This is a genomic window from Stenotrophomonas sp. HMWF003, assembly GCF_003061285.1.
GTDB classification, from domain to species: domain Bacteria; phylum Pseudomonadota; class Gammaproteobacteria; order Xanthomonadales; family Xanthomonadaceae; genus Stenotrophomonas; species Stenotrophomonas maltophilia_AP.
In genome coordinates this window covers 1-5,726 of the sequence record NZ_QAIW01000231.1, presented here as the reverse complement: position 1 = coordinate 5,726, position 5,726 = coordinate 1, and the positions used below count along the sequence as shown (strand labels likewise).

Below are 5,726 nucleotides of genomic sequence, written 5' to 3'. Positions count from 1 at the left end.
ATGGCGATGTTGAAGGTGAACAGCGCATCCAGCACCGGCGGGGCCAGCGGCACCACCACCATGGCCAGCAGCGCCAGTACGATCAGCGGAGCGCCCAGGCCATTGCGGATCATGTCCAGGGCCTTGCGCGCGTTCATGCCGGCACCGACGGATTGGGCGCTCATGCGCGGCCTCCCGTGCCGAATTCATCCACATCGATGCGGGGCGCGGCCGGCATCGGGCCGCCGCGCCAGGTGCGCAGCTGGTAAACGTAGGACAGGACCTGGGCAACGGCCGAATACAGTCTCACGGGAATTTCCTTTCCAAGTTGACCTTCCCGATACAAGGCGCGTGCCAAAGGCGGGGCGGAGACGATGGCGACCTTGTTGCCGTCGGCTACTTCACGGATGCGCAGGGCGGTTTCATCCACGCCCAGGGCCACCACGGTGGGGGCGCCCATCTTGCCGCCCTCGTACTTCAGGGCCACCGCGTAGTGGGTGGGGTTGACCACCACCACGTCGGCGGTGGGCACCGCTTCCATCATCCGGCGGTTGGACAGCTGCTGCTGCAGCTGGCGGATGCGGCCCTTCACTTCGGGGCTGCCTTCGCTTTCCTTCATTTCCCGGCGCAGCTCTTCGCGGGTCATCTTCAGCTTGCGCATCCAGTTCCAGCGCTGGTACGGCGCATCGAAGGCCGCCAGCAGCATCATCGCCCCGCCGGTGGCCAGCATCAGCTTCAGGGTGAAGCCCAGGCCATGCACCATGGCTGCTTCCAGCGGCTGGTTGAGCAGGTCGCGCAGCGAGCGGGTGCCATGCCAGACCACCAGCCCGGCGGCGGTGCCGACAAAAGCGATGCGCAGCAAGGACTTGGTGAATTCGGCAATGGCTTCGGGCCCGTACAGGCGCTTCATCCCGGCCATCGGACTGAGCCGCTTGAAATCGGGCATCAGCGACTTGTTCGACCAGCGCAGCCCGCCCATCAGCACCGGTGACAGGAAGCTGGCCAGCAGGCAGATCAGCACCAGCGGCCACATGGCCCACAGCAGCTGCAGCAACAGCTCGCCGAAGTGGCCGAACAGGGCCTGGGGGTGCATGCGCAGGCCGGGTTCCGGGCTCAGCGCCAGCTTCATCCAGGCCTTGGCACTGCTGCTGATGGTGCCCGCATAGGCCATCAGCGCCAGCACGCCGGCGCCGAACACCGCGGCGGTGGCCAACTCCCGCGAGCGCGGGATGTTGCCCTGCTCGCGGGCATCGCGCAGGCGTTTTTCGGTAGGTTGCTCGGTCTTTTCGCCGGCTTGTTCGTTCTCGGACATGGGCTGCACGACACGGGGGGATTACCCGGGGTCGTGCAAGAACCGTTCCGTGACGGGGCGCGACCCTACCGGGTGCCGGCGCCTGCAGCCTTGCCGCCGTAGCCGGCGGCGATCTCCACCCGCGGGCGCGGGTGGTCGTGCAGCTGCATGAAGCGCTCCGGATCGACCGGGCGGCCCAGCAGGTAGCCCTGCAGATAGTCGCAGCCCAACCGCTCCAGATAGGCACGCTGGCCGGTGGTTTCCACGCCTTCGGCCACGATGTCCATGTCCAGCGCGTGGCCCAGCGCGACAATCGCCGAGACAATCACCACGTCTTCCGAGCTGGTTTCCAGGTCGCGCACGAAGGCGTGGTCGATCTTGATCTCGGTGGCGGGCAGGCGCTTGAGGTACAGCAGGCTGGAATAGCCGGTGCCGAAGTCGTCGATGGAAATGCCCACGCCCAGGCTGGCCATGCCCTGCAGCAGGGTGAGGCTGGCCTCGGTGTCGCGCATGACCGTGCTTTCGGTGATCTCCAGCACCAGCCGCCGCGGCTCCAGCCGATGGGTCCGCAGCGCGTCGCGTACCTCCTGCAGCAGGTGCGGCGAACTGAACTGGATCGGCGACAGGTTCACCGACACCGTCCAGCTTTCGTGGCCGGCGTCCTGCCACTGGCGCAACTGGCGGCACGCTTCGCCCAGCGCCCAGCGCCCGATCTCGTTGATGACACCGCTGCGCTCGGCCAGCCGGATGAAGCGGTCCGGCGGAATCAGGCCCTGCTGCGGGTGGCGCCAGCGGATCAGGGCCTCGGCCCCGCTGACCCCCTGGCCGGCCACCCGGATCTTGGGCTGGTAGTGCAGGAACAGCTGGTCGGTGCCGATCGCCCGGCGCAGGTCGGCCAGCAGCTGGAACTGCTGCTCGGCACTGTCGTTCATCCAGTCGGAGAACACCGCGTAGGCGTTGCGGCCGGCCTCCTTGGCCTGGTACATCGCCGCGTCGGCAAAGCCCATCAACTGGCGCTCGCTGGCGGCGTGGTCCGGGCAGATCGCGATGCCGATGCTGGCGGTGACCTGCAGCTCGTGGTCCGGCAGCAGCGGGCCGCCCCCCACCGCCTGCAGGATGCGGCTGGCCAGCGTGGCGATGTCTTCGTCGTTGTCGATCCGCACCACCAGCACGAACTCGTCGCCGCCCAGGCGGGCCAGCACATCGGTCGGGCGCAGCAGCTGGCGCGTGCGCTCGGCCACCGCCACCAGCAGCGCGTCGCCGGTCTGGTGGCCGTAGGCATCGTTGACCTGCTTGAACCCGTCCAGGTCCATGAACATCACCGCGAAGCGGCTGCCGCGCTGTTCGGCCTCGGCCAGGGCCTGCTCGATCCGCTGCTGCAGCAGCAGGCGGTTCGGCAGGCGGGTCAGCGGGTCATGCAGGGCGGCCTGGGTGAGCTCGGCCTGGGCGTCGTCCAGCGAACTGCGCAGGGTTTCATTGCGCAGGCGCAGCAGGTGCGCCTGCATGCGCTGGTCCAGCCAGGACACGATCAGCACCACGGCCAGGATCGCGGTGGTAAGTACCAGCACCAGCGCGGCCAGCCACTGCGCCTGCAGGCCATCGCCAGCGGCGGCGCCGCAGATGCTGCCGGCCGGGAACCGCGCGGCGGCCATGCCGGTGTAGTGCATGCCGACAATGGCGCTGCCCAGCAGCACGGCCGGCATCAGCCGGTGGCGCATGCGGCGCTGGCTGTGGCGCAGCCGGAAGGCCACGAACAACGCGGTCCACGAGGCCGCCAGTGCGATCAGCAGCGACGCGGCCAGCCAGCCGGGGTGGTAATCGATGCCGGGCTGCATGCGCATCGCCGCCATGCCCAGGTAGTGCATGGAGGCGATGCCGCTGCCCATCAGCAGGGCGCCCAGGGCCAGCCGCGAGTGCGGCAGGGTGGGGCGTGACACCAGCCATAGGGCGAAGATCGAGGAGGCCATCGCGGCCAGCAGCGACACCGCGGTCCAGCCCACGTCGTAGCCCAGTGGAATGGGCAGGCGGAAGGCGAGCATGCCGATGAAGTGCATCGACCAGATGCCCAGCCCCATCGCGCAACCGCCGCCGAACAGCCATAACGTGCTCAACCGCGCGCTGGGGGCGGTGGTGATCCGATTGGCCATGTCCAGCGCGGTGAACGACGCGAGCGTGGCGACCAGCAGCGAAACCACGACCAACCACGGTGTGTAGCTGCCGTCGAGCATCGATGACTCTCCTTGGTCAGCACATCTGCAATGGCGTTGGGCATGCAGGCCGCACGTGCCTTTCCCCGGCGCGTACGGCTCCCGGCCCCGGACCGCGGGCGGTGACTACAGCCTACCGCCAACGATGGGGGGGAGGGCAAGTGTCCGCGCGCACTTTTTCGTGAGGGCGGGGTGAATCAGTGGGTCACGCCGTCGGCCGCCTGGAAGGCGGCATCGAACAGGCGTTGCACCGGCGGGCCCATTTCGCCGGCCAGTACGGTCAGCAGGAACAGGCCCAGCAGCAGCGCCACCGGCAGGCCCAGCTGGATCGGGTTCAACGCCGGCGCGGCACGGGCCAGCACGCCGAACGCCAGGTTGATCGCCAGCATCGCGACCGTCAGCGGCAACGCCAGGCTGAGCGCACCGCGGAACACCTGCAGGGCAAACGTCGGTGCGGCACCGAGGAAGGCATCGATATCGGGCAGCGACGTGCCGATCGGCACCGCCTTGTAGCTGTCCATCAGCAGCGAGATCAAGGCCAGGTGGCCGTTGGTGCTGAAGAACAGCAGGCCGAACAGCAGGTAGAACCACTGGCCGATCACGCCGGAGCTGCCGCCACGCAGCGGATCGCTCATCTGTGCGAAGGCCAGGCCGGTGCCCTGGGCGACCAGCTCGCCGGCCATGGCACCGGCTTCGAACACCAGCCGCAGCAGGAAGCCGATCGACACGCCGATGGCCAGTTCGCGGGCGATGCTCAACACGGTGGCCGCATCGAATCCGGTCCACTGCGGTACCGGCGGCAGCAGCGGCGACAGCGCCACGGCCAAGGCACCGGCCAGCACCACGCGCACCCGCGACGGCACCGCACGGGTGCCAATCAACGGCATCGCCATCAGCATGGCGCCGATGCGCAGCATGGTCCACAGAATGGTGCCGATCATGCCGAAGGCCTGCAGGCCGTCGGCAGCCATCTGGGTGGCGGAATCCATGGCCTGCTACCCGATCAGGTGCGGGATGCGCTGGAACAGCAGCGTGGTGTACTCCACCAGCTGGCCGATCAGCAGGCTGCCCAGCGCGAACAGCACGGCGGTGAGCGCAGCCGCCTTGGCCACGAAGGCGATGGTGGGCTCGTTGAGCTGGGTGGCCGCCTGCACCACGCCCACCACCACGCCGACGATCAGCACGGTGAGCAGCAGCGGGCCGGCCACCCACAGCACCACGATCAGGCCGCCACGCAGTTCGGTCAACGCAAGTTCGGGCGTCATGTCACTGCACCGCGTTGAAGCTGGCGGCCAACGTGCCGACCACCAGGACCCAGCCGTCGACCAGCACGAACAGCAGGATCTTGAACGGGGCCGAGACCAGCATCGGCGACAGCATCATCATGCCCATCGACATCAGCACGCTGGCCACGACCAGGTCGATGATCACGAACGGGATGAAGATCAGGAAGCCGATTTCGAAAGCGGTCTTCAGTTCGCTGGTGACGAACGAGGCCACCAGCACCGGGAACGGAATCGCGTCCGGGCCGGAATAGGTGCCGTGCCCGGCCATGCCGGCGAAGGTCATCAGGTCGGTTTCGCGGATCTGCGCCAGCATGAAGGCGCGCAGCGGCTGGGTGGTGAGCGTCCAGGCGGTCTGGAAGTCGATCTCGCCGTTGAGGTAGGGCGCCATGCCGCTGCCCCAGGCCTTCTGCCACACCGGCAGCATCACCATCGCGGTGAGGAACAGGGCCAGGCCCAGCAGCACCTGGTTGGACGGGGTCTGGCCGGTGCCCAGCGCCTGGCGCAGCAGTCCCAGCACGATGATGATGCGGGTGAAGGCGGTCAGTACCAGCAGCATCGACGGGATCAGGGTGATCGCCGTCATCAGCAGCAGGGTCTGCAGCGGCAGGCTGACCGGCTGGCCGCCGATCTTGCCGACATTCACGTCCGGCAGTGCCGGGGTGCCGGGCAGGCCGGGGGCGGCCATCGCCAGCGCCGGCAGCGCACACAACAGCAGGAGCAGCAGCAACGGCAGGTAACGGGTCCAGGAGGCGTTCGGGCCACGCATGATCAGGGTTCCTTGCGCAGCCGCTGTTGCAGCAGCTGGGCGAAATTCGGGAGGTTCTTGAGGTTCGGCAGGTTCTTCAGGTCCGGCAGGCGCGCCGGGGCCGGCGTCGGCAGCGCTTCGGGCAGGTGGTGCAGGGTGTTGATGCCGCCGGCGGTGACGCCCAGCAGCAGCTGCTCACCGTTGACCTCCACCACCAC

6 protein-coding genes are annotated in these 5,726 nt (G+C 68.3%); all 6 read right to left on the bottom strand.

The window, feature by feature from the left end; all coding sequences use genetic code 11:
• Positions 1 to 160: 160 nt before the first annotated feature.
• Positions 161 to 1,291, bottom strand: coding sequence for a flagellar biosynthesis protein FlhB (flhB, locus tag DBR34_RS09465; protein WP_128096598.1), 1,131 nt, complete (start codon positions 1,289 to 1,291; stop codon positions 161 to 163).
• Positions 1,292 to 1,356: 65 nt separating this feature from the next.
• Positions 1,357 to 3,498: an EAL domain-containing protein gene (locus DBR34_RS09460; RefSeq protein WP_128096597.1), complete on the bottom strand. Its 2,142-nt coding sequence runs from the start codon at positions 3,496 to 3,498 to the stop codon at positions 1,357 to 1,359.
• Positions 3,499 to 3,674: 176 nt separating this feature from the next.
• Positions 3,675 to 4,466 carry a flagellar biosynthetic protein FliR gene (fliR, locus tag DBR34_RS09455; RefSeq protein WP_128096596.1) on the bottom strand — a complete coding sequence of 264 codons (792 nt, stop codon included), beginning with the start codon at positions 4,464 to 4,466 and terminating at the stop codon, positions 3,675 to 3,677.
• A 6-nt stretch (positions 4,467 to 4,472) separates the two neighbouring features.
• Positions 4,473 to 4,742, bottom strand: coding sequence for a flagellar biosynthetic protein FliQ (locus DBR34_RS09450; RefSeq protein WP_038688486.1), 270 nt, complete (start codon positions 4,740 to 4,742; stop codon positions 4,473 to 4,475).
• A 1-nt stretch (position 4,743) separates the two neighbouring features.
• The gene (gene fliP / locus DBR34_RS09445; protein WP_038688484.1) at positions 4,744 to 5,529 is read right to left on the bottom strand and encodes a flagellar type III secretion system pore protein FliP; all 786 of its coding nucleotides are present in this window, start codon (positions 5,527 to 5,529) and stop codon (positions 4,744 to 4,746) included.
• A gap of 2 nt (positions 5,530 to 5,531) precedes the next feature.
• On the bottom strand, positions 5,532 to 5,726 hold a 195-nt coding region (locus DBR34_RS09440), incomplete at its 5' end, for a flagellar biosynthetic protein FliO (RefSeq protein WP_146186806.1).